A 21,144-nucleotide genomic window follows, 5' to 3' on the forward strand; every position below is an offset into this window, starting at 1 on the left:
GGACGGTCGCCCCGGCGTCGGCGGCGCCGTCGCGCACCGCCTCGGCGAGCACCGCGGTGTGACCGAAGCCCGAGTGATAGGCGACGGCGACGACGGGCGGGACCGCGGCGGCGGAAGAAGCGGGGAAAGGAGAGGCGGCGGAAGAGGCGGACGGGGTGGGCGTGGTCATGGCGGGGCTCCTCGATCTCGTGCCGCGCCGTGCGACGCGGTTGACTAACCAAAGGAAAGCACTAACTTCTAGAAAGCGCAATGGGCGGGAGAGCGCTGTGCGGGAGTACGCTGGAGGTATGACGCATCAGGGCAGCTCGCAGCAGGAGAAGCAGCAGATCCCGGACGTCGGGACGGACCTGGCGACGGACGTGGCGTTCAGCGTCTTCGCGCGCGCGTGTCCGTCGCGCGACACGCTCAAGCACGTCACCGACCGCTGGGGCGGCCTGACGCTGAGCGCGCTGCACGACGGCACGTTCCGCTTCAACGAGCTGCGACGACGGGTGGACGGCGTCAGCGAGAAGATGCTGTCCCAGACCCTGCACGCCCTGGAGCGCGACGGGCTGGTGCGCCGCGAGGCACAGCCGACCAACCCGCCGCGGGTGGACTACGAACTGACGCCGCTGGGGCGGGAGGTGGCCGAGCGGCTGTTGGGGCTCATCGATCTGCTGGAGAGCCGCATGCCGGAGGTACTGACGGCGCGGGAGCGCTACGACGCCGCGCGCGCAGAAGCTTGAGGCAGCCGGTGTGAAAGCTTGAGGAGTCGGCGCGGAAGCTTGAGGCAGTCGGTGCGGATGCTTGAGGCAGCAGGTACGGGCTACGGTCGCGGCGGCCGCTGGCAGCGCGGGCAGAAGTAGCTGGACCGGTTCATCCAGGGGCGGCGCCGCATCGCCGTACCGCAGCGGCGGCACGGCTCGTCCTCGCGCCCGTAGGCGTCCAGCGACCGTTCGAAGTAGCCCGACTCGCCGTTGACGTTCACGTAGAGGCTGTCGAAGCTGGTGCCGCCGACGGCGAGCGCCGCGCTCATCACGTCCCGGATGTGCCCGAGCAGCTCGGCGGTGCGGGGGCGGGTGAAGGTGGCGGTCGGCCGGTCGTAGTGCAGCCGGGAGCGCCACAGCGCCTCGTCGGCGTAGATGTTGCCGACGCCGCTGATCAGCGACTGGTCGAGCAGCGCGCGCTTGACGGTGGTACGGCGACGGCGCAGCGCCTCGTGGAAGGCGGCGTCGTCGAAGGCCGGGTCGAGCGGGTCGCGCGCGATGTGAGCGATGACGTCGGGCAGCCCCTCGGGGTCGCCGGGCACGGCGTCGTGCAGCGACAGTCCGCCGAAGGTCCGCTGGTCGACGAAGCGCAGTTCGGTGCCCGCGTCGTCGTCGAAGGTGAAGCGGACCCGCAGGTGCTTCTCGTCCGGCGCGTCCTGCGGCTGGACCAGGAGCTGCCCGCTCATGCCCAGGTGGGCCAGGACGGACAGGCCGTCGGTGACGGGCAGCCACAGGTACTTGCCGCGCCGCCGGGCCTCGCCGATGCGCTGCCCCTTCAGGCGCGTGGCGAAGTCCACCGCGCCCGCGGTGTGCCTACGGACCGCGCGCGGGTGCCGGACCTCGACCTCGGCGACGGTACGGCCCCGTACCCAGCGCTCCAGTCCGCGGCGTACGACCTCGACCTCGGGCAGCTCGGGCACGGCTCTCCTCGTCAGGGAGCGTCCGCGCGGACGGCGGACGCGGTACGGATGATGCGGGCCGGATGGTGCGGGGGCCGGGTGCGGTACGGCGGCGAGACCACCGAAAGCGCACGAACCCCGTACAGCACTATCCGGCCGCCCTCCCCGCGCGGGGAACTCCCCACACAGGACGGACGGCCGGAAGTGCGTGAACCTCAGCCGACGACGGGCGGTTCCCCGGCCGGGGGAACCACCGGCTCCCCGGCCGGCGGCGCGTCCGCGGCCCGCTCGGCCGCCTCGTCCGCCGCCGCGCGGATCGCCCGCCAGGCGGACTCGGCCGCCTGCTGTTCGGCTTCCTTCTTGCTGCGGCCGGTGCCGGTGCCGTACGAGACACCACCGACGCGGGCAGCAGCAGTGAAGGTCTTCTCGTGGTCCGGACCGGTCTCACTGACCAGGTACTCCGGGACGCCGAGACCTTCGGTCGCGGTCAGTTCCTGAAGGCTGGTCTTCCAGTCCAGGCCGGCCCCCAGGCCGGCGGACTTCTCGATCAGCGGGTCGAAGAGCCGGTGCACCAGCTCGCCCGCCGCGTCGAGACCCTGGTCGAGATAGACCGCGCCGATCACCGCTTCGAGGGTGTCGGCCAGGATGGAGGCCTTGTTCCGGCCGCCGGTGCCCTCTTCGCCCCGGCCGAGGCGGATGAAGGCGCCGAGGTCGAGGCCGCGGCCCACCTCGGCGAGCGCGCGCGAGTTGACCACCGCGGCCCGCAGCTTGGCCAGCTGGCCCTCGGGCAGGTCGGGGTGGGTGCGGTACAGCGTGTCCGTGACCACCAGGCCGAGCACCGAGTCCCCGAGGAACTCCAGCCGCTCGTTGGTGGGCAGGCCGCCGTTCTCGTACGCGTACGAGCGGTGCGTCAGCGCACGCACCAGAAGGGCGGACTCGAGGTGGTACCCGAGCCGCCCTTCCAGAAGCGTGTGGGACGAGGCCGTGTCCGCCGGTGCCGTTTCAGCCGCGCGCTTGCGGGGAGACGTGTGGGCGTCTGACATAGAGCCTGTCACCAGCCGATCAGACCTCGAGGACCTGTCGCTTGTTGTAGGTGCCGCAGCTCGGGCACGCGATGTGCTGCTGCTTCGGCTCGTGGCAGCGCTCGCACGCCACCAGGGTGGGGACCGCAGCCTTCCACTGCGACCGGCGGTGGCGCGTGTTGCTGCGCGACATCTTCCGCTTCGGAACAGCCACGGCTACTTCTCCTGCTTCTCGGCGGCGCGCGCTGCTTCAGGCCCGTCGCCGCTCATGTTTTCGTCCTTCTCGCCGGCCGGGTCGGTGGCGAGTCCCTGCAGTGCCGCCCAACGGATGTCGACGGCGTCGTGGTGGTGGTCCGGGTCGTCCGCGAGCCGCTCTCCGCACTCGGAGCACAGGCCCGGGCAGTCGTCCCGGCACACCGGCTGCATCGGCAGTGCGAGCACCACCGCATCACGCAGCACGGGTTCGAGGTCGAACAGGTCGTCCTCGAGGAAGAGGGTGTCCTCCTCGTCCTCGGCGTCGTCGCCGGTGTCCGCGGTGCGGGCACTGGCGTCGGCGTCGGGGTAGGAGAACATCTCCTGGAAGTCCGCGTCGAGCTCACGCTCCAGCGGCTCCAGACACCTTACGCACTCCCCCCGGAGCGTTGCACGGGCGGTGCCTGTGACAAGCACCCCGTCCATGACGGACTCCAGGCGGAAGTCGAGTTCCACCGGCGCGCCCTCGGGCACTCCGATGACCTCGTTGCCGAGGTCGCGGGGCGCCTCGACGGTGCGGGAGAGCCGCTGCAGCGCACCGGGACGACGCCCCAGATCGCGCGTGTCGAACACGAGCGGGGAACGATGGTCGAGGCGGGCGTTGATGGCTTCCTGCTTTCTACGCTGACGTACGGGCCGCCCGTTCGCCGGAGGCGATGCGGGCAGCAGAGATCGCGGACGTACACGCGACCGAAGAGCCAGGATACTGGAACGGTCCCGATAGGCCCAATCCGCTACTGGCGCCCCTCCTCGTACTGCCGCAGCCGGTCGAGGTCGATCATGCTCGTGTCGAAGAGGCTGGTCTCGTCGAGCGCGGCGGGCTGCGGCGCCCGGCCGCCGGGGGCCTGCCCGGGGAGCTGGGCCTGCTGGTGCGGCTGGAGGTAGCCCGCGTTCGGGTCGTAGGGCTGCTGGTGCTGCTGCTGGGCCTGCGGGTCCGTCCAGCCGTAGCCGTACGGGTCCTGCTGCGCGTACGGGGCCTGCGGATAGCCGTAGGCGTCCTGCTGCTGGTAGGCCGGGTCCGTGTAGTAGCCCTGCTGGGGGTCGGGCTGCGCCTGGGGCGGCACGGTGGGCTGCGGCGGGACCTGCGGCTGCGGGGGTACGGGGTCGGCCAGCTCGGCGAGGCCGGCGAGGAACTCGGCGTCGCCGGTGTGGCCCGGGTGCCGGCCGTCGGGCTGCTCGGCGAGGCCGCCCAGCTCGTCCGTCGGCCGGACGCCCTGGAGCTTGAGCCGCCCGCGGCCGACCGCCTCCAGGGTCTTGGTCAGCACGGCCTCGAAGGCGCCGAATTTGGCGTCCACGTACCGGTCGGCGCGCTCCTTGAGGGCCTGCGGGTCGGCGGTGGGTTCGGGCGTCTGTACGCCGTCCTCGTCCGCGTGGCCGCCCTCGCCCGGGGCGCGGCCGAGCAGCTTCTCGCGGCCGCGGTCGACCGAGCCGATGGTCTTGGTGAGGACGACCTCGAAGTTGGCCAGTTTGCTGTCCACGTAGTCGTCCGCCTCGGCGCGGATCTCCTCGGCCTCGCGGCGGGCCTCGGCCAGGATCCGGTCGGCCTCGGCCTGGGACTGCCGGGCCACCTCGGTGTCGGAGATCAGCGAGCCGCGGTGGGCGTTGGCGGACTCGATGATCCGCTCCGCCTCGGCGCGGGCCTCCTCGACCATCTGCTCGCGGCCGCCGAGCAGCTCCCGGGCCTCGGCGAGCGATCCGGGCAGGGCGGCCCGCACCTCCTCCAGCATGGCGAGCAGCTCGGCGCGGTTGACCACGCACGAGGCCGACATGGGCATGGACCGGGCGCTGCCGACGGTCCGGACGATCTCGTCGAGCTTCTTCTGCACGTCCACCTTGGACTCGCCACTCTCCGGGTCGGTACGACGGAACGGGGACGACTGTACGTCCACAGGCCCCCGCGCCGACACCTGGTGACGGGGTGTCAGGAGGTCACTTGGCGCCGAGCCGCTCGGTCAGCTGTTCCAGGACGAAGGGCGGCACCAGGTGGGAGACGTCGCCGCCCCAGGCCGCGACCTCCTTGACCAGGCTGGAGGACAGGAAGCTGTAGGTGGGGCTGGTGGGGATGAAGAGGGTCTCGACACCGGAGAGGCCGTTGTTCATCTGCGCCATCTGGAGCTCGTAGTCGAAGTCGCTGACCGCGCGCAGCCCCTTGACGATGGCCGGAATGTCGCGCTGCTTGCAGAAGTCGACGAGCAGGCCGTGGAAGGACTCGACCTCGACGTTGCCGTACTCGGCGGTGGCGCGGCGGATCAGGTCGATCCGCTCGTCGACCGAGAACAGGCCCTGCTTGGCCTTGTTGATCATCACGGTGACGTGGACGACGTCGTAGAGCCTGGAGGCCCGGGCAATGATGTCCAGGTGCCCGTTGGTGATGGGGTCGAAGGACCCCGGACAGACTGCGCGGCGCACGTGAGTTTCCTCGCTCTCCGGTCCGGTCATGACGCGTTTTCGCACGTCGAAGCGGCGCGACCGTACCAAAGCGTTCCCTCGCCGTAGCGCCGGGACCGAACGGGTTCGAAACCCTCCGGCCAGGGGAACGGACCGCCTCTGGTGCTCCGCTCCACGGTGACGAGTGCCTCCTCGGCACACCAGCCCCCCTGGCGGAGTGTGAGCAGGATCTCCCCAAGATCGCCGTCGGTGACCGCGTACGGCGGGTCAAGGAAGAGCACGTCGTACGGGTCGGCCGGAGCCTCCCCCGCGACGACCTGCTCGGCCTTTCCGGGCCGTACCTCGGCGCCGGGCATCCCCAGGGTGCGCACGTTGTCGCGGATGGTGCGTACGGCACGGGCGTCGGCCTCGACCAGCAGGACATGCGCGGCGCCGCGGGACAGCGCCTCCAGGCCGACGGCGCCGGAACCCGCGTACAGGTCCAGCACCCGGGCGCCGGCCAGCGGGCCGTCCAGCGACTCCCAGGTGGAGAACAGGCCCTCGCGCGCCCGGTCGGAGGTCGGGCGGGTGCCGTTGCCGGGGGGCACGGCCAGGCGCCGGCCGCCGGCCGTGCCGGCGATCACGCGGGTCATGGTGCTCGGTCCTTCGCGCTGCGGATGGGAGCGGCCCGCCTGCGCGGGCCACTCCCCCACGATATGGCGTCGGACGGCGCGGGGCCGCGCCGCCCGGCACCGGAGCGGATCAGCCCTTGCCCCGGCCCCTGCCGTACGCCTTGCACCGGCCCTCGCCTCACCCCTTGTCCAGATACTGCTCCCGCTCCGCGTCCAGCAGGGCCTGGAGGGCGGTGCGCAGCTCCGGATAGCCGGTCAGCTCGGGGTCGGCCGCGACGACGGCGGTGGCCTCCTCGCGGGCGGCCTCGATGACCTGCTCGTCCTCGATGACGGCGAGCATCCGCAGGGACGTACGGGCGCCGGACTGGGCCTGGCCGAGGACGTCGCCCTCGCGGCGCTGCTCCAGGTCGATACGGGAGAGCTCGAAGCCGTCGAGGGTGCCGGCCACCGCGGCGAGCCGGGCGCGCGCGGGACTGGCCTCGGGCATCTCGCTGACCAGCAGGCACAGGCCGGGCGCCGAGCCGCGGCCGACCCGGCCGCGCAGCTGGTGCAGCTGGGAGACGCCGAAGCGGTCCGCGTCCATGATCACCATGGCGGTGGCGTTGGGGACGTTCACCCCGACCTCGATGACGGTGGTCGCCACCAGCGCGTCCACCTCGCCGGCCGCGAACCGGCGCATCACCGCGTCCTTGTCGTCCGGATGCATACGGCCGTGCAGCACCTCGACGCGCAGCCCGGCCAGGGGGCCCTTCGCGAGCTGGTCGGCGATCTCCAGGACGGCCAGCGGGGGCCGCTTGTCGTCGCCCGCGGCGGCCTCTTCCCCGGGCTCCCCGGACTCCCCGGACTTCTTCTTCGCGCCCTTGCCCTTCGGCGCGTCCTCCTCGTCGCCGATGCGGGGGCAGACCACGTACGCCTGGTGGCCGGCCTCGACCTCCTCGCGCACCCGCTCCCAGGCCCGCGCGAGGAAGTGCGGCTTGTCCTTGGCGGGCACGACGTGGCTGGCGATCGGCGAGCGGCCGGCGGGGAGCTGGTCCAGTACGGATGTCTCCAGGTCGCCGAAGACGGTCATCGCGACCGTACGGGGAATGGGGGTGGCGGTCATGACGAGCAGATGCGGCGGCTGCTTGCCCTTGCCGCGCAGCGCGTCGCGCTGTTCGACGCCGAAGCGGTGCTGTTCATCGACCACGACCAGGCCCAGGTCGTGGAACTGGACCTTGTCCTCGATGAGGGCGTGGGTGCCGATGACGATCCCGGCCTCGCCCGTGACGAGGTCCAGCAGGGCCTGGCGGCGGGCGGCGGCGCCCATCGAGCCGGTCAGCAGCACCACCTTGGTGCCCTGCTCGGCACCGCCCAACATCCCGCCCTCGGCCAACTCCCCCATCATCTCGGTGATGGACCGGTGGTGCTGCTGGGCCAGCACCTCGGTGGGCGCGAGCATCGCCGCCTGGCCACCGGTGTCCACGACGGCGAGCATGGCGCGCAGGGCGACCAGTGTCTTGCCGGAACCCACCTCTCCCTGAAGCAGGCGGTGCATCGGGTGATCGGTGGCCAGGTCGTCGAAGATCTCGCGGCTGACCTTCTGCTGGCCGTCGGTGAGGGTGAAGGGCAGCTTCGCATCGAAGGCGTCGAGCAGCCCGCCAGGGGTCAACGGGCGCGGTGTGGCGGGGAGTTGGGTCTCCGCCATGCGGCGGCGGGCCAGCGCCACCTGGAGGACGAACGCCTCGTCCCACTTCAGCCGCGAGCGGGCGTCCTCGATGTCGGCCTTGGTACGCGGCCGGTGGACCTTCTCCAGGGCCTCCGGGAGCGGCAGCAGGGCCCGGCCCGCGCGCAGCGCCTCGGGGAGCGGGTCGAGCGCCTCGCGCGCGCTGGGCAGCACCGCGTCGACGGCCTTGGCGATCTTCCAGGAGGCCATCTGCTGGCAGGCCGGGTAGATCGGCATGAGCCGGCCCGCGAAGGCGTCGACGGCCTCCTCGCCGCCCTCGCCGTCCAGCAGCGCGTATTCGGGGTGGGCCAGTTGCAGCTTGCGGTTGAAGACCGAGACCTTGCCCGCGAACATGGCGCGGCGGCCGGGCAGCAGGTCCTTGTGCGGTTTGTGGATGCCCTTGCCGAAGAAGACGAGCTGGAGGCGGCCGCTGCCGTCGGTGAGGGTCACCTCCAGGCGCTGGCCGCGGCCGTTGTTGAACTTCAGCACCCGGGCGTCGGCGACGCGCGCGACGACCGTGACGTGTTCGTCCAGCGGCAGGTCGGAGAGCCGGGTCAGCTCACCGCGCTCCGCGTATCTGCGCGGATAGTGGTGCAGCAGATCGCCGACCGTGTTCAGGCCGAGCTGCTCGGCCATCACCTTGGCGGTGGTGCCACCGAGAATCTTCTTCAGGGGTTCGTCGAGCGCGGACACGGTGTCCATTGCACACCACGGCACTGACAACGGGCGGCAGGCCCTGGATTCCGCCGGGACCGGCGCCGGTTTTCCGCCGGGGCCGAATCGGTTCTTCGCGCCGTTTTCCCGCCGCTCCGGCTAGGGGTCATTCCCCGCCGGCCCTGGGTCATTCCACGCCGATGAGAAGCGGCGCCCCGCGCTGCCCGCCTTCGTAGACGACGGTGTCCACGGCCAGATGGCGCTCCCTTACGTGCCTTTCCAGGCGTTCCGCGAGAGAGGCGGGGAATTCCGCGCCCAGGACGAAAGTCACCATTTCCCCGCCGGCGGAGAGCATCCGGTCCAGAACGGTCGCCGCGGTCGCGGCCAGGTCCGAGCCGATCACCGCCACGTCCCCGTCGATCAGGCCGAGCACGTCCCCGGCCTGGCAGACCCCGGCCATCGTCCAGGACTGCCGTTCCGCGACGGCCAGCTCCGCGTAGCGGGTGGCGCCCGCGGCCGAGGTCATGGCCACCACGTCCTCGTCGAAGCTGCGGGCCGGCTCGTGCACGGCCAGCGCGGCGATGCCCTGGACGGCGGCGCGGGTGGGGATCAGCGCGACCCGTACGCCTTCGGTACGGGCCTGCTCGGCCGCGGCCGCCGCGGTGTGCCGCAGCTCGGGGTCGTTGGGCAGCAGCATCACCTCTCGGGCGTGCGCCTGCCGGATCGCCTGGACCAGCTCGCCGCTGGCGGGCGGCTCGCCGGGGCGTACGGTCACCGCGGTCGCGCCGGCCTCGGCGCACAGCCCGGCCAGGCCGTCGCCCGGCACCACGGCCACCACGGCGCGCGCCGCGGGCTCCGGCTCGCGGCGGCGCGCGGCCCGGCCGCCGTCGGCCGTCCCGAAGTGGGTGATGCGGATGCGGTACGGGCGGCCCGCCTCGATGCCCGCCTCGACGGCGGCGCCCGCGTCGTCCACGTGGACGTGCACGTTCCACAGGCCGTCCCCGCCCACCACCACCAGGGAGTCACCGAGGCCGTCCAGCCGCGCGCGCAGCCGGGCCACGGCGTCGTCGTCGGCCTCAAGGAGGTAGATCACTTCGAAGGCGGGTCCGTCCGGGTCGCCGTCACCGCCGTGCGGCCCCTCCGGGTCCGGTGCGCTCCCGTTCCCGGCCGGGCAGCCGCCGGACACCGGTGCGGAGGCGTCGGGCCGTACGGGGGCATCGGGCCTTACGGAGGCGCCGGACCGTACGGAGGCATCGGACCGTACGACAGCGTCCGGCCGTACCGCGATAGCCGCCGTCGGCACCTCCCCCGACAGCGCCCCCGCCAGCGCGCCCAGCAGAGCGACCAGGCCGCAGCCGCCCGCGTCCACGACGCCCGCCCGGCCCAGGACCGCCAGCTGGTCCGGTGTGGCCTCCAGGGCCGTACGAGCGCCCTCGTAAGCGGCCCGCGCCACTGCCGCCGGACTCCCGTCGGCCTGCCCGGCCGCCTGGGCGGCCACCGTGGCGACCGTCAGAACCGTGCCCTCCACCGGGTGCGCGACGGCCTCGTACGTCGACTCGGCGGCCCGCCGCAGCGCCTGCTTCAGCGCTGCCGCCGAGCCGACAGCGCCGTCCGCTGCCGGGCCACCGGGCTCGTCCCCGTCCGCAGCCCCCCTTCCCAGCACCTCCGCCATACCGCGCAGCAGCTGGGCGAGGATCGTGCCGGAATTGCCGCGCGCGCCGATCAGTGCCCCGTGCGCCATGGCGCCGACGGCGTCGGCCAGGCCCGGCGCGGTGCCCGAGGCGCCGTGCCCGTCGAAGGCGGCCTCGACCGCGCGGGCAGCGGACTCCACGGTCAGGTAGAGATTGGTGCCGGTGTCCCCGTCGGCCACCGGGTAGACGTTGATCGCGTCGATCCGCTCACGTTCGCGCCCCAGGGCCTGGAGCGCCAGGGCGCACCAGGTGCGTACCGCAGCGGCGTCGAGCGGGTGCGGCACCGTCGTCCTCCTCGGCCAGCGGCCCGTGGCGGGCTCGGCTCGGTCATGCGATCCAGGGCACAGTAGCCGCGGGCGGGGTGGTCCGCCGGGGCGGGGCCCGGGGCGATCGTGGTAGTTTCGTGTCACGGGAGCGGTCGTTGTATGCTGCTCCGGTTGCCCGATGCGAATCGGGCCATTCCTACTCCTGGCGAAGCCGGTCGGTTCAATGCACTCCGCTCGTCGGGATTTCACCGTAAGTGCATCTGAAGTCTTTGGAGTGACCCGTGGCTGCCAACTGCGACGTCTGCGGCAAGGGGCCGGGCTTCGGCAAGAGCGTTTCCCACTCGCACCGCCGTACCAACCGTCGTTGGAACCCCAACATCCAGACGGTGCGCGCGGTCATCGGGCGCACGCCGAAGCGGCTCAACGTCTGCACCTCGTGCATCAAGGCCGGCAAGGTCTCGCGCTGACGTCATAGTCGTAGCGCAGCCCCGCCGGTTGCCTGAAAGCCGGTCCACCTCGGTGGACCGGCTTTTTGCCGTACGCGCCCGCCGGTAAAGGTGAGCCGTACGGCCGGGCCTACCCCCGCAGCCGCCACCCGTGATCCACCGGCCCGATCCCCGCCCCCAGGCGGAAGCCGCCCGCGATGGCGCCGGTGACGTACTCCTTGGCCGCCGCGACGGCCTCCGGGACGGTGTCCCCCTGGGCCAGCCGGGCGGCGACGGCGCTGGCGAGCGTGCAGCCGGTGCCGTGGGTGTGCCGGTTGTCGTGCCGCGGCGCGCGCAGCCAGTGCTCCTCGGTGCCGTCGGTGAGCAGGTCGACGGCGTCGCCCTCCAGGTGGCCGCCCTTGATCAGCGCCCAGCGCGGCCCGAAGCCGAGGATCGCGGCGGCGGCGCGCCGCATATCGGCCTCCTCCCGGACCCGTACGCCCGTGAGCTGGGCGACCTCGTCGAGGTTGGGGGTGGCGAGGGTGGCCGTGGGCAGCAGCTTCGTACGGACGGCGTCCAGGGCCGAGGCGGCGAGCAGCGCGTCGCCGTGCTTGGAGACGCCGACCGGGTCCACGACGACCGGTTCGGAGAGCCCTGAGAGCAGATCCGCGACCGTCTCGACCACCTCCGGCGAGGAGAGCATCCCGGTCTTCACGGTCTGGACGCCGATGTCGTCCACGACACTGCGGAACTGGGCCCGTACGGCTTCGGCGGGCAGCTCCCACGCGCCCTGCACGCCCAGCGAATTCTGCGCGGTGACGGCGGTCAGCACGCTCATGCCGTGCGTGCCGAGCGCCAGCATCGTCTTCAGGTCGGCCTGGATGCCCGCGCCGCCGCCGGAGTCGGACCCGGCGACGGTCAGGACGCGTGGAGGAGTGCGCATGGGGCCCGAATCTACCGGGGCCCCGCGCGGGGCCCGTCCGCGGTCCCTCAGAGGCCCGTCGGCTCGCCGTCCGGCTCCTCGCCGAAGTGGTCCCAGCCCGCCTTGACCCACGGCGCCCCGTCCACCGTGACCTGCGGCAGCGCCGACGGGTGCAGCACCTCGCCGATCACCTTCCAGCGGGCCGGCAGCTTCACGTCCGGCGGGAACGTCGCCACGATCGCGTGGTCCTCGCCCCCGCTGAGCACCCACTGCATCGGGTCCACGCCTACGGCCGTACCGATGTCGGACATCTGCGAGGGGATGTCGATCTGGCCCGAGCGCAGGTCGATACGGACCTTGCTGGCCTCGGCGATGTGGCCGAGGTCGGCGACCAGGCCGTCGCTGACGTCCGTCATGGCGGTGGCGCCGAGGCCGGCCGCCGCCGGGCCCGCGTGGTACGGCGGCTCGGGGCGGCGGTGCGCCTCCACGAAGGCGCGCGGCGAGCGGAAGCCCCGGGTGAGGACCGCGTAGCCGGCGGCGGACCAGCCCAGCCAGCCGGTGACGGCGACCACGTCGCCGGGCTGGGCACCGGAACGGGTGACCGGCTCCTGGTTGCGCAGGTCGCCCAGGGCGGTGATCGCGACGGTGATCGTGTCACCGCGCACCACGTCGCCGCCGACCACCGCGGCGCCCGCCACCTGGCACTCGTCGCGCAGCCCGTCCATCAGCTCGCTGGCCCAGGTCGCGGGCAGTTCGGCGGGGACGACCAGGCCGAGCAGGATGGCGGTGGGCACCGCGCCCATCGCGGCGATGTCGGCCAGGTTCTGCGCGGCGGCCTTGCGGCCCACGTCGTAGGCGGTGGACCAGTCGCGGCGGAAGTGCCGCCCTTCGAGGAGGACGTCGGTGCTGGCCACGACCCGGCGGTCCGGCGCGGTGATCACCGCGGCGTCGTCGCCCGGTCCGATCCGTACGGCCGGGGTGGCGGTGAGCCGGGAGGTCAGCTCCCTGATCAGCCCGAACTCCCCCAGCTCGCCCACGGTGCCCTTCATGCTGCTGCCCTTCCGACGCGTACGGACGATCCGTACTGCGCTGCCGATCCGTACTCCACCACCGCGCGCCCGGCCCGTGCTTCCCCCGGGCGGACGGCCGTCGTGCTGCCCCTGGTCGAACCGCACGCCGCGTTCCCGGCGGCGCGGGTCTCCCCGGCGCGCGCACCGACGCGGTACCGTGGCGTCCCTTCTTCCCACATGATCCTCGAAGCCGCCCTGGAGGTCCCGTGGTACAGGCGTACATCCTGATCCAGACCGAGGTGGGCAAGGCGTCGGCCGTCGCGGAAGTGATCGCCAAGATCCCCGGTGTGCTCCAGGCCGAGGACGTCACCGGTCCGTACGACGTGATCGTGCGCGCCCAGGCCGAGACGGTCGACGAACTGGGCCGCATCGTGGTCGCCAAGGTCCAGCAGGTGGACGGCATCACCCGCACCCTGACCTGCCCGGTGGTCCATCTCTAGCTCCCCGTATGCTCGGCCGGGTGATCTCCTCGTCCCGCCGGCTGCTGGTACCGGCCCTGCTCACCGTGGCCTTCGCCGCGGTGGGCTGCTCGTCCTCGGTCCCCGTGACCGCCCCCTCCCCCGAGGGCGCGTCCGCGCGGCAGTGCCGGGCGCTCCACGAGGAGTTGCCGCGGACCGTGAACGGGCTGGAGCGCGGCACCGCCGATCCGGTCTCGGACTTCACCGCCGTGTGGGGCGATCCCGCCGTGCGGCTGCGCTGCGGTGTGGTCAAGCCCGCCGTGCTGAAGCCTGGAAGTGAACATTACAACCCCGGTGCGGACGCGGCGGAAGTCAACGGCGTCGAGTGGCTCTTCGAGAAGCAGGGGGACGAGGGGTACCGCTTCACGACCGTACTGCGCAAGACGTACGTAGAGGTGAGCGTTCCCGCGAAGTACGCCCCCGAGGTCGATGTGCTGACCGACCTCGCGGACGCGGTCAAGAAGACGGTGCCGGCCGGGGTGTGAGTCCCCGGCCGGGCGCGGCCGCCGGTCAGCGCAGGCCCGTCGGGCGCCGCAGGGCCGCCTGGACCAGCCGGTCGATCAGCTCCGGGTAGCTCACACCGCTCTCCTGCCACATCCGCGGGTACATCGAGATGGGCGTGAAGCCGGGCATCGTGTTGATCTCGTTGATGACGTAGGTGCCGTCGTCCTGGAGGAAGAAGTCCACCCGGGCCAGGCCCTCGCAGGACAGCGCCTCGAAGGCGCGCACGGCCAGCTCCTGGACCTCGGCGGTCTGCTCCGCGGTCAGCGGGGCGGGCACGATGCCGGTGGCCGAGTCGATGTACTTGGCGTCGAAGTCGTAGAAGGTGTGGTCGGAGACGGGCGGGATCTCGGCCGGGAGGCTGCCGCGCGGGCCGTCCTCGGACTCCAGCACGCCGCACTCGATCTCGCGGCCGGTCAGCAGCGCCTCCACCAGGATCTTCGGGTCGTGGCGGCGCGCCTCCTCGATGGCCGCGTCCAGGCCCGAGACGTCGTCGACCTTGCTGATGCCCATGGAGGACCCGGCGCGGGCGGGCTTCACGAAGACCGGCCAGCCGTGTTCGGCGGCGAAGTCCACGATCCGCTGACGCGCGGCGGCGCCCTTGTCCGCCTGCTCCCACTCGCGGGGGCGGACGACCTCGTACGGGCCGACCGGCAGCCCGTAGGAGACGAACACCCGCTTCATGTACTCCTTGTCCATGCCGGCGGCCGAGGCGAGCACGCCGGAGCCGACGTAGGGCACGCCGGAGAGCTCCAGGAGGCCCTGGATCGTGCCGTCCTCGCCGTACGGGCCGTGCAGCACGGGGAAGACGACGTCGACGCCGCCCAGCGCCTTGGGCACCGCGCCGGGCTCGCTGTAGACGACCTCGCGGCTGGTCGGGTCCACGGGGAGCTGGACGGCTCCCTCGGTGGTCTCGGCCAGTTCCGCCACGCTCGGCAGCTTCCGGTCGGTGATGACCATCCGCGCGGGGTCGTCGGCGGTCAGCGCCCAACGGCCGTCGGCGGTGATGCCGATGGGCAGCACGTCGTACTTCTCGCGGTCGATGGCCGACAGCACGGCGCCCGCGGTCACCACGGAGACGGCGTGCTCGGAGCTGCGGCCACCGAACACGACGGCGACGCGGGGCTTCTGGGGAGGGGTCTGGCTGCTCATATCGGGTTGAGGGTACCTGCTGCCCCAGGGGGAGTCGGTGCCGCGGGCCGGTGCGGCATTCACACGGGCGCCGCGGATCTCAGTGGCGCTCGGGCTTGGCGCTGCGCGACATCAGCTCCTTGAGGGCCACCAGCGGCGGCTTGCCCTCGTGGACGATGTCCACCACCGTCTCGGTGATCGGCATGTCGACGCCGTGCCGGCGGGCCAGATCCAGTACCGACTCGCAGGACTTGACGCCCTCGGCGGTCTGCTTGGTGACCGCGATGGTCTCCTCCAGCGACATGCCGCGGCCGAGGTTGGCGCCGAAGGTGTTGTTGCGGGAGAGCGGCGAGGAGCAGGTGGCGACCAGGTCGCCCATGCCGGCCAGGCCGGCGAAGGTGTGCGCGTCGGCGCCCATCGCCAGGCCCAGGCGGGTGGTTTCGGCGAGGCCGCGGGTGATCAGGGAGGCCTTGGCGTTGTCGCCCAGGCCCATGCCGCCGGCCATCCCGACCGCCAGCGCGATGACGTTCTTGACCGCGCCGCCCAGCTCCGCGCCGACCACGTCGGTGTTGGTGTACGGGCGGAAGTACGGGGTGTGGCAGGCGGCCTGGAGGCGCCGGGCCACCGCCTCGTCCGCGCAGGCGACGACCGCGGCGGCGGGCTGCCGGGCGGCGATCTCCTTGGCGAGGTTGGGGCCGGTGAGCACCGCGACGCGCTCGGCGGGCGCCTTGGCGACCTCCTCGATGACCTCGCTCATCCGCTTGGCGGTGCCCAGTTCGACGCCCTTCATCAGGGAGACCAGGACGGTGTCGGCGGGCAGCAGCGGGGCCCATTCGGCGAGGTTGCCGCGCAGGGTCTGGGAGGGGACGGCCAGGACGGTGAAATCGGCGCCGTGGGCGGCCTCGGCGGGGTCGGTGGTGGCCCGTACGGACTCCGGCAGCTGTGCGTCCGGCAGGTAGTCGGGGTTGGTGCGGCCGGTGTTGATGGCGTCGACCAGGCCCGCTCTGCGGCCCCACATCGTCACCTCGCAGCCCGCGTCACCGAGCACCATCGCGAATGCGGTGCCCCAGGACCCCGTGCCGTAGACGGCGCAGCGCGTCACTTGCCTTCATCCTCCTGTGTCTTCGGTGCCTGGTCGTCCAGTTTCACGCCCCGCTCGTCCAGCTCGCGTGCCCGCTCGGCCGCTCGCTGCTCCCGGCGGGCCCGGCTGCGCCGGACGGCGTCCTTGCGGTGGTCGTACGGCTCGGCGGGCGCCGGCTCATCGCGCAGCTCGGCCAGCAGCTCGATGACGGCGACCATGACCTTCTCGGTCACCGCGCGCAGCACGTCGGCGGTCGGCTCCTTGCCGTAGAACTCGCTGAGGTCGACCGGCGGCCCCGCCTTGACCCGCAGGGTCTTGCGCGGGAACAGGCGCAGCTTCTTCTCCTTGGCGTAGGGCGGCATCACCTCGTGGGCGCCCCACTGGGCCACCGGGACCACCGGCGCCTTGGTGAGCAACGCCACGCGGGCGGCTCCGGTCTTGCCCTGCATGGGCCACAGGTCGGGGTCGCGGGTGAGGGTGCCCTCGGGGTAGAAGGCGACGCATTCGCCCTTGTTGATGGCGGCCACGGCGGCGCGGAAGGCGACCGCGGCGTCGGCGGATTCCCGGTAGACGGGGATCTGGCCGGTGCCGCGCATCACCGCGCCGACAAAGCCGCCCTTGAAGAGCCCGGACTTGGCGAGGAATCGCGGGACCCGTCCGGTGTTGTACTGGTAGTGCGCGTACGACAGCGGGTCCAGATACGAGTTGTGGTTGACCACGGTGATGAATCCGCCGTCGGCGGGAATGTGCTCCATTCCCTGCCAGTCCCGCTTGAACAGAACCAGGAGCGGCGGTTTGCAGATGACCGCGGCCAAGCGGTACCAGAAGCCGATTCTGCGGCGGGACACTGGGACACCCTCCTTGTGGGATCTGCTGAGCTGCTGCGACCCGGCAGCCGCACAAGTGTCGCCCCAGGTACCCGCTATGTCGAGAACACCGTAACCCCGCCACTCACGGATGGCGGTGACGGCAGGTGAGAATGAGGGCGATGCGAAGTGATGGAGCGGACGCCGGATGGAGCCTGGTCGTCCCGCTGAAACCCCTGGTACGGGCGAAGAGCAGGCTGTCCGGGGCGGTGGGGGAACGGCTGCGGCCGCAGTTGGCACTGGCGTTCGCGCTGGATACCGTGTCGGCCGCGCTGGCCTGCGAAGACGTCGTGGATGTGGCGGTTGTCACGGACGATCCGCCGGCCGGGGAACGGCTTACGGCCCTCGGCGCGCGCGTCGTCGCGGACGTTCCGGGCCGTGGCCTGAACGCGGCGCTGGCCCATGGGGCGGCACAGGTGCGCGAGCGGCGCGCCGGGGCGGCCGTGGCGGCGCTGAACGCGGATCTCCCGGCGTTGCGCCCGGCGGAACTGCGCCGGGTGCTGGCGGCCGCCGCCGCATTTCCCCGGGCATTTCTCGCGGATGCGGCGGAAATCGGTACGACGCTGCTGTCCGCGGCTCCCGGAGTGGAATTGGCGCCCGCTTTCGGGGGGCCGTCCCGGGCGCGGCACCGCGAATCGGGGGCGCACGAGATCGTGCTGCCGGACACCGAATCCGTCCGCCGGGACGTGGACACCGGCGCGGACCTGCTGGCCGCGCTGGAGCTGGGCGTGGGGCCGCACACCGCCCGCTGGGTGCCGCGGATACGGGACCGCGCGGGCCTGGAAGCGGGCCTGAAAACAGGTCTCGAAACAGGCCTGGAAGGCGTCAGAACGTCTGGAGCGTGACGAGCACGATGCGGCGCCCGTCGGTTTCCGTAGCGCTGCCGGCCTCGCCCTCGACGTCGATGCGCACCCGCTGGCCGGGCCGCAGCAGCCGCAGACCGCCCGCGTCGAAGGCCGCCGCGTCGAAGGGCAGCGGCGTGCCGTCGTCGAGCAGCACGCTGCCGGAACGGGTCTGGGCGTCGTAGGTGTACGCGGTGGCCTGCATACCGCCACCCTAATCGGCACCCGCGGTCCGGCCGCCCCGGACGGCGCCGGATACCGGCGCGGGGCGCGCCGCGCACGGGGCACGACGCACCGCGGGCCGGGCTCCCCGGGGGGAGTCCGGCCCGACGCGTGGCGTCGCCGCTGCTGATTACCGCTTGCGGGCGGTGGTCTTCTTGGCGGTGGTCTTGCGGGCCGTCGCCTTCTTGGCCGGGGCCTTCTTCGCCGTCGCCTTCGTCGCGGGCGCGGTCTTCTTGGCGGTGGCCTTCTTGGCCGTGGTGGTGGCCTTCTTGGCCGGGGTGGCCTTCTTCGCCGCCGTGGTGGCCTTCTTGGCGGTGGCCGTGGTCTTCTTGGCCGCCGACTTCTTCGCCGTGGCGGTGGTCTTCTTCGCCGGCGTCGCCTTCTTCGCGGCCGCCGTCGCCGTCTTCTTCGCCGGCGTGGCCTTCTTGGCGGTGGCCGTGGTCTTCGCCGCCGTCTTCTTGGCGGTGGTGGCCTTCTTGGCCGCGGCCTTCTTCACGGTCGAGCGGGTGGAAGTACCACCGGAAAGGCTGCCCTTGGGAGCCTTCTTGACGGCCACGTCGTTCTTCGGGAGCTTCTTCGAGCCGCTGACCAGGTCCTTGAAGCCCTGACCCGCGCGGAAACGCGGCACCGAGGTCTTCTTGACCCGTACCCGCTCACCCGTCTGCGGGTTGCGGGCGTAGCGGGCCGGACGGTCCACCTTCTCGAACGAGCCGAAACCGGTGACCGATACGCGGTCGCCGGAGACAACTGCACGGACGATTGCGTCCAGTACCGCGTCCACCGCGTCGGCGGCGTTCTGGCGGCCGCCGAGCTTGTCGGCAATGGCTTCTACGAGCTGCGCCTTGTTCACGTCTTCCCCTTCGGAGACATTGCTGGAACGAAAGTGTTCAAGCCTTTTCGCACGTTAGGCAGATATATACCGCAAATCAAACACGAAACGGGCTAATCACCCTTGTGCCGCAACGAACTCGACCTTCACGGAGTTCCGTCGGCGTGCACGTCTTCGGGAAAGCGACCCTCGTCGAGGTCGTTCATGAACCACTCCAGACGCCTTGCCGCGTCCGCCAGATCGTGTTTCGCCGCCGCCGTGATGACGAGCAGCTTCCGGGTCAGCGCCATGCGTACGCCCTCCGGGACTTGCAGTGTCCGCACTCGTGTGTGTGCGGTCTTGAGACGGTCGGCGACGAGACCGTAGAGCTCGAGTTGGTCGTCGCGTTCCATGCGCTAATTGTGCCATCTGCGGCGAGTTGTCGCTTCACGGGGCCTCAACAGACGCCTTCACACGCCGATGCGCCCCCTGCCAACCAGCAAGGGGCGCATCGTACGCAATAAGGCTTTGAGCCAAAAAACCCGAGGTCAGACTACTACCGTACGCGGCTTGAACGACGGCCTGTTCGCCTCGTACCGGGCGATGGCCTCCTCCTCCCGAAGAGTGAGGCTGATGTCGTCCAGGCCCTCCAGCAGCCTCCAACGCGCGTTCTCGTCCAGCTCGAACCCTGCGGTGATGCCCGGTGCCCGGACCTGCCGGCCGACGAGGTCGACGGTGACCTCGGCCGCGGGGTCCGTCTCGGCGAGCTGCTGCAGCGCCTCGACGGTCTCCTGCGGCAGCACCACGGTCAGCAGTCCGTTCTTCAGCGAGTTGCCCCGGAAGATGTCCGCGAAACGCGACGAGATGACGGCCTTGAAGCCGTAGTTCTGCAGCGCCCACACCGCGTGCTCGCGCGAGGAGCCGGTGCCGAAGTCGGGGCCGGCGACCAGGACGGTCGCCCCCCGGTACGCCTCCTGGTTCAGCACGAACTGCGGATCCTTGCGCCAGGCCTCGAAGAGCCCGTCCTCGAAGCCGTCGCGGGTGACCTTCTTGAGCCAGTGCGCCGGGATGATCTGGTCGGTGTCCACGTTGCTGCGGCGCAGCGGGACGGCCCGGCCGGTGTGGGTGGTGAAGGCTTCCATGGTTCAGACTCCCGCGGGCGTGCGTACGTCGGCGTCGGACAGATCGGCCGGCGATGCCAGATGGCCGAGAACCGCCGTTGCGGCGGCGACCTGAGGCGAGACCAGGTGGGTGCGGCCGCCCTTGCCCTGCCGTCCCTCGAAGTTGCGGTTGGAGGTGGAGGCGGAGCGCTCGCCGGGGGCCAGCTGGTCCGGGTTCATGCCCAGGCACATCGAGCAGCCGGCGTGCCGCCACTCGGCACCGGCCTCGGTGAAGACCTTGTCGAGGCCCTCCTCGACCGCCTGGAGGGCGACCCGCACCGAGCCGGGGACGATGAGCATGCGCACCCCGTCGGCGATCCGGCGGCCCCGTACGATCTCGGCCGCGGAGCGCAGGTCCTCGATCCGCCCGTTGGTGCACGAACCTACGAAGACGGTGTCCACCCGGATGTCGCGCAGCGGCTGCCCCGCCGTCAACCCCATGTATTCCAGGGCCTTTTCGGCGGCGTACCGCTCCGATGCGTCTTCGTACGAAGCGGGGTCGGGGACCCGCTCCGAAAGCGGCGCGCCCTGCCCGGGGTTGGTGCCCCAGGTGACGAACGGCGCCAGCTCCGCGGCGTCGATGACGACCTCGTGGTCGAAGACCGCGTCGTCGTCGGTGCGCAGGGTCCGCCAGTACGCGACGGCGGCGTCCCAGTCCGCGCCCTCGGGGGCATGGGGGCGCCCCTTGAGGTACGCGAAGGTGGTCTCATCGGGGGCGATCATCCCGGCCCGGGCGCCCGCCTCGATGGACATGTTGCAGATGGTCATCCGAGCTTCCATCGAGAGCTTCTCGACGGCCTCGCCGCGGTACTCGATGACGTAGCCCTGGCCGCCGCCGGTGCCGATCCGGGCGATGACGGCGAGGATCAGGTCCTTGGCGGTGACACTGTCGGGCAGCTCGCCCTCGACGGTGACGGCCATGGTCCTGAACGGCGCCATCGGCAGCGTCTGGGTGGCCAGCACGTGCTCGACCTGGCTGGTGCCGATGCCGAAGGCCAGCGCGCCGAACGCGCCGTGGGTGGAGGTGTGGCTGTCGCCGCAGACCACGGTGGTGCCCGGCTGGGTCAGTCCCAACTGCGGTCCCACCACGTGGACGACGCCCTGCTCCACGTCGCCCAGCGGGTGCAGCCGTACGCCGAAGTCCGCGCAGTTCTTGCGCAGCGTCTCCAGCTGGGTGCGCGAGACCGGGTCGGCGATGGGCTTGTCGATGTCGAGGGTGGGGGTGTTGTGGTCCTCGGTGGCGATGGTCAGGTCGGTGCGCCGCACCGGGCGGCCGGCCTTGCGCAGGCCGTCGAACGCCTGCGGGCTGGTGACCTCGTGCAGCAGGTGGAGATCGATGAAGAGGAGGTCGGGCTCGCCTTCCGCGCGCCGGACGACATGGTCGTCCCAGACCTTCTCCGCGAGTGTCCGTCCCATCGCTTTCCCTC

24 protein-coding genes are annotated in these 21,144 nt (G+C 71.9%); 5 read left to right on the forward strand and 19 right to left on the reverse strand.

The genetic code is table 11. The features are described 5' to 3' along the window. The first annotated feature begins 287 nt into the window (after positions 1–287). Positions 288–725, forward strand: a complete 438-nt coding sequence (locus IH45_RS0133700; RefSeq protein ID WP_050515371.1) for a winged helix-turn-helix transcriptional regulator — start codon at positions 288–290, stop codon at positions 723–725. An 80-nt stretch (positions 726–805) separates the two neighbouring features. Here the strand turns inward: IH45_RS0133700 and mutM are convergent, their stop codons facing one another. From mutM to IH45_RS0133745, 9 genes are all read right to left on the reverse strand, one after another. After that, the gene (gene mutM / locus IH45_RS0133705; RefSeq protein ID WP_030677454.1) at positions 806–1,666 is read right to left on the reverse strand and encodes a bifunctional DNA-formamidopyrimidine glycosylase/DNA-(apurinic or apyrimidinic site) lyase; all 861 of its coding nucleotides are present in this window, start codon (positions 1,664–1,666) and stop codon (positions 806–808) included. 194 nt (positions 1,667–1,860) lie between these two features. Continuing rightward, positions 1,861–2,688, reverse strand: coding sequence for a ribonuclease III (rnc, locus tag IH45_RS0133710; RefSeq protein WP_030677457.1), 828 nt, complete (start codon positions 2,686–2,688; stop codon positions 1,861–1,863). A gap of 19 nt (positions 2,689–2,707) precedes the next feature. Beyond that, positions 2,708–2,881, reverse strand: coding sequence for a 50S ribosomal protein L32 (gene rpmF, locus IH45_RS0133715; protein ID WP_003951102.1), 174 nt, complete (start codon positions 2,879–2,881; stop codon positions 2,708–2,710). Between the two features lie 2 nt (positions 2,882–2,883). Further along, positions 2,884–3,525, reverse strand: a complete 642-nt coding sequence (locus IH45_RS0133720) for a YceD family protein (RefSeq protein ID WP_030677541.1) — start codon at positions 3,523–3,525, stop codon at positions 2,884–2,886. Between the two features lie 128 nt (positions 3,526–3,653). Next, positions 3,654–4,751, reverse strand: a complete 1,098-nt coding sequence (locus tag IH45_RS0133725) for an ATP synthase F0 subunit B (RefSeq protein WP_030677462.1) — start codon at positions 4,749–4,751, stop codon at positions 3,654–3,656. A 97-nt stretch (positions 4,752–4,848) separates the two neighbouring features. After that, positions 4,849–5,358: a pantetheine-phosphate adenylyltransferase gene (coaD, locus tag IH45_RS0133730; RefSeq protein WP_030677465.1), complete on the reverse strand. Its 510-nt coding sequence runs from the start codon at positions 5,356–5,358 to the stop codon at positions 4,849–4,851. Next, positions 5,355–5,939: a 16S rRNA (guanine(966)-N(2))-methyltransferase RsmD gene (gene rsmD / locus IH45_RS0133735; RefSeq protein WP_030677468.1), complete on the reverse strand. Its 585-nt coding sequence runs from the start codon at positions 5,937–5,939 to the stop codon at positions 5,355–5,357. Before rsmD ends, coaD begins: the two co-directional genes overlap by 4 nt. A gap of 157 nt (positions 5,940–6,096) precedes the next feature. Then, complete coding sequence (recG, locus tag IH45_RS0133740) at positions 6,097–8,322, reverse strand: ATP-dependent DNA helicase RecG (protein ID WP_030677471.1); 2,226 nt, start codon at positions 8,320–8,322, stop codon at positions 6,097–6,099. 139 nt (positions 8,323–8,461) lie between these two features. Next, positions 8,462–10,249 carry a DAK2 domain-containing protein gene (locus IH45_RS0133745; RefSeq protein WP_030677474.1) on the reverse strand — a complete coding sequence of 596 codons (1,788 nt, stop codon included), beginning with the start codon at positions 10,247–10,249 and terminating at the stop codon, positions 8,462–8,464. A gap of 263 nt (positions 10,250–10,512) precedes the next feature. On the opposite strand from IH45_RS0133745, the gene rpmB reads away from it, so the two are divergent. Beyond that, a complete protein-coding gene (rpmB, locus tag IH45_RS0133750; protein ID WP_003984695.1) occupies positions 10,513–10,698 on the forward strand; it encodes a 50S ribosomal protein L28 in 186 nt (61 codons plus the stop codon). Between the two features lie 109 nt (positions 10,699–10,807). On the opposite strand, the gene thiD is transcribed toward rpmB, so the two are convergent. Both thiD and IH45_RS0133760 read right to left on the reverse strand, forming a co-directional pair. Next, positions 10,808–11,599, reverse strand: coding sequence for a bifunctional hydroxymethylpyrimidine kinase/phosphomethylpyrimidine kinase (gene thiD / locus IH45_RS0133755; RefSeq protein ID WP_030677476.1), 792 nt, complete (start codon positions 11,597–11,599; stop codon positions 10,808–10,810). 47 nt (positions 11,600–11,646) lie between these two features. Beyond that, positions 11,647–12,627 (reverse strand): thiamine-phosphate kinase, encoded by a 981-nt coding sequence (locus tag IH45_RS0133760; RefSeq protein WP_030677479.1) that lies wholly within the window; start codon positions 12,625–12,627, stop codon positions 11,647–11,649. Between the two features lie 227 nt (positions 12,628–12,854). Between IH45_RS0133760 and IH45_RS0133765 the strand changes: the two genes are divergently transcribed. Continuing rightward, complete coding sequence (locus IH45_RS0133765) at positions 12,855–13,088, forward strand: Lrp/AsnC family transcriptional regulator (protein ID WP_003984698.1); 234 nt, start codon at positions 12,855–12,857, stop codon at positions 13,086–13,088. Positions 13,089–13,096: 8 nt separating this feature from the next. Further along, positions 13,097–13,591, forward strand: coding sequence for a DUF3515 domain-containing protein (locus IH45_RS0133770; RefSeq protein ID WP_030677482.1), 495 nt, complete (start codon positions 13,097–13,099; stop codon positions 13,589–13,591). 25 nt (positions 13,592–13,616) lie between these two features. Here IH45_RS0133770 and IH45_RS0133775 read toward each other — a convergent pair whose 3' ends face one another. The 3 genes from IH45_RS0133775 to IH45_RS0133785 all read right to left on the reverse strand — a co-directional run bounded on the left by IH45_RS0133775 (position 13,617) and on the right by IH45_RS0133785 (position 16,667). Then, positions 13,617–14,759 (reverse strand): D-alanine--D-alanine ligase family protein, encoded by a 1,143-nt coding sequence (locus IH45_RS0133775; RefSeq protein WP_030677485.1) that lies wholly within the window; start codon positions 14,757–14,759, stop codon positions 13,617–13,619. 79 nt (positions 14,760–14,838) lie between these two features. After that, entirely contained in the window at positions 14,839–15,840 is a 1,002-nt protein-coding gene (locus IH45_RS0133780; protein WP_030602808.1) for an NAD(P)H-dependent glycerol-3-phosphate dehydrogenase, read from the reverse strand. Then, entirely contained in the window at positions 15,837–16,667 is an 831-nt protein-coding gene (locus tag IH45_RS0133785) for a lysophospholipid acyltransferase family protein (RefSeq protein WP_030677488.1), read from the reverse strand. The genes IH45_RS0133780 and IH45_RS0133785 overlap by 4 nt, the downstream gene beginning before the upstream one ends. Positions 16,668–16,807: 140 nt before the next feature. On the opposite strand from IH45_RS0133785, the gene cofC reads away from it, so the two are divergent. After that, a complete protein-coding gene (cofC, locus tag IH45_RS0133790; RefSeq protein WP_078897903.1) occupies positions 16,808–17,530 on the forward strand; it encodes a 2-phospho-L-lactate guanylyltransferase in 723 nt (240 codons plus the stop codon). Here the strand turns inward: cofC and IH45_RS0133795 are convergent. The 5 genes from IH45_RS0133795 to leuC form a co-directional block, all read right to left on the reverse strand. Beyond that, positions 17,511–17,732 (reverse strand): hypothetical protein, encoded by a 222-nt coding sequence (locus tag IH45_RS0133795; RefSeq protein WP_030677494.1) that lies wholly within the window; start codon positions 17,730–17,732, stop codon positions 17,511–17,513. The two genes, cofC and IH45_RS0133795, sit on opposite strands and share 20 nt — an antisense overlap. Positions 17,733–17,879: 147 nt before the next feature. Beyond that, a complete protein-coding gene (locus tag IH45_RS0133800; protein WP_030677505.1) occupies positions 17,880–18,599 on the reverse strand; it encodes an HU family DNA-binding protein in 720 nt (239 codons plus the stop codon). Positions 18,600–18,724: 125 nt separating this feature from the next. Further along, on the reverse strand, positions 18,725–18,970 hold the full coding sequence (locus IH45_RS0133805; protein ID WP_030677508.1) for an SCO5555 family protein: 246 nt from the start codon (positions 18,968–18,970) through the stop codon (positions 18,725–18,727). 135 nt (positions 18,971–19,105) lie between these two features. Further along, positions 19,106–19,699 carry a 3-isopropylmalate dehydratase small subunit gene (gene leuD, locus IH45_RS0133810; RefSeq protein ID WP_030677511.1) on the reverse strand — a complete coding sequence of 198 codons (594 nt, stop codon included), beginning with the start codon at positions 19,697–19,699 and terminating at the stop codon, positions 19,106–19,108. Positions 19,700–19,702: 3 nt separating this feature from the next. Next, positions 19,703–21,133 carry a 3-isopropylmalate dehydratase large subunit gene (leuC, locus tag IH45_RS0133815; protein WP_030677514.1) on the reverse strand — a complete coding sequence of 477 codons (1,431 nt, stop codon included), beginning with the start codon at positions 21,131–21,133 and terminating at the stop codon, positions 19,703–19,705. Positions 21,134–21,144: the final 11 nt, after the last annotated feature.

The sequence above is a fragment of the Streptomyces rimosus subsp. rimosus genome (assembly GCF_000720725.1).
Taxonomy (GTDB): Bacteria; Actinomycetota; Actinomycetes; order Streptomycetales; family Streptomycetaceae; genus Streptomyces; species Streptomyces rimosus_A.